Origin of the sequence: Bradyrhizobium forestalis (assembly GCF_002795245.1) — a bacterium.
Lineage (GTDB): Bacteria > Pseudomonadota > Alphaproteobacteria > Rhizobiales > Xanthobacteraceae > Bradyrhizobium > Bradyrhizobium forestalis.
The window spans coordinates 1-1,432 of record NZ_PGVG01000107.1 but is presented as its reverse complement, the minus strand read 5'-3'; the positions used below and the strand labels follow the sequence as shown (position 1 = coordinate 1,432).

Sequence of the window (1,432 nt, the reverse complement as noted above, 5' to 3'; positions counted from 1 at the left end):
TCATGGATGATCTGTTGCGGGAGTTTTTGACGGAGACCAGCGAGAGCCTGGACACCGTGGACAATCAGCTGGTGAAGTTCGAGCAGGAGCCGAACAACGCCAAGATCCTGGATAACATCTTCCGCCTAGTCCACACCATCAAGGGCACCTGCGGCTTCCTCGGCCTGCCGCGGCTCGAAGCGCTGGCGCATGCCGGCGAGACGTTGATGGGCAAATTCCGTGACGGCATGCCGGTGAAGGCCGAAGCGGTGACGGTGATCCTGTCGTCGATCGACCGCATCAAGGAGATTTTGGCGGGCCTCGAGGCGACCGAAGCCGAGCCTGAAGGCAACGACCGCGACCTCATCGACAAGCTGGAAGCGATGGTCGAGCAAGGCATGGCCGCCATGGCGGCCGGAAGCGCTGCTCCCGTTGCCGACGCGCCGCCGCTGGCGCCGGAAGCCCCGGCTGCTGCACCGGCCAAGGAGATGACCATGGGCTCGCTGGTCGAGCAGACCCTGGAGCGCCCGTTGCGTCCGGGCGAAGTCTCGCTCGACGAGCTCGAGCGCGCCTTCCGCGAGACCGCGATCGAAGCGCCGGTGCCTGTTGCCAAGGCCGCGCCGGCGCCGGCCGCTGAAGCGCCGGCACCTGTCGCGAAGGAAGCGGCAAAACCCGCCAAGCCCGCGCCGAAGAAGTCGATGGCCGACGAGACGGCGGGCGAAGGCGACCGCATCGCCAACCAGTCGATCCGCGTCAACGTGGACACGCTGGAGCATCTGATGACCATGGTCTCCGAGCTGGTCCTGACCCGCAACCAGCTGCTGGAGATCTCCCGCCGCAACGAGGACACCGAGTTCAAGGTGCCGTTGCAGCGCCTCTCCAACGTCACCGCCGAGCTGCAGGAGGGCGTCATGAAGACGCGCATGCAGCCGATCGGCAATGCCTGGCAGAAGCTGCCCCGCATCGTCCGCGACCTCTCCTCCGAACTCGGCAAGCAGATCGAATTGGAGATGCACGGCGCCGACACCGAGCTCGACCGCCAGGTGCTCGACCTGATCAAGGACCCGCTCACCCACATGGTGCGCAACTCCGCCGATCATGGCCTGGAGACCCCCGCCGAGCGCCTGGCCAGCGGCAAGGGCGAGCAGGGCACCATTCGCCTGTCCGCCTATCACGAGGGCGGCCACATCATCATCTGCATCGCCGACAACGGCCGCGGCCTCAACACCGAGAAGATCAAGGCCAAGGCGCTCTCCTCAGGCCTCGTCACCGAGGCCGAGCTCGAGAAGATGAGCGAAGCCCAGATCCACAAGTTCATCTTCGCGCCGGGCTTCTCCACCGCGGCCGCCATCACCTCGGTGTCGGGGCGCGGCGTCGGCATGGACGTGGTGCGCACCAATATCGACCAGATCGGCGGCACCATCGACATCAAGAGCGTGGCCGGTGAAGGCTC

At 66.1% G+C, this 1,432-nt stretch carries 1 protein-coding gene; it reads left to right on the top strand.

Going from position 1 to position 1,432, the window contains the following annotated elements:
• Positions 1-2: 2 nt before the first annotated feature.
• Positions 3-1,432: chemotaxis protein CheA (locus CVM73_RS38670; RefSeq protein ID WP_146006754.1), on the top strand; the 1,430-nt coding region annotated here is incomplete at its 3' end.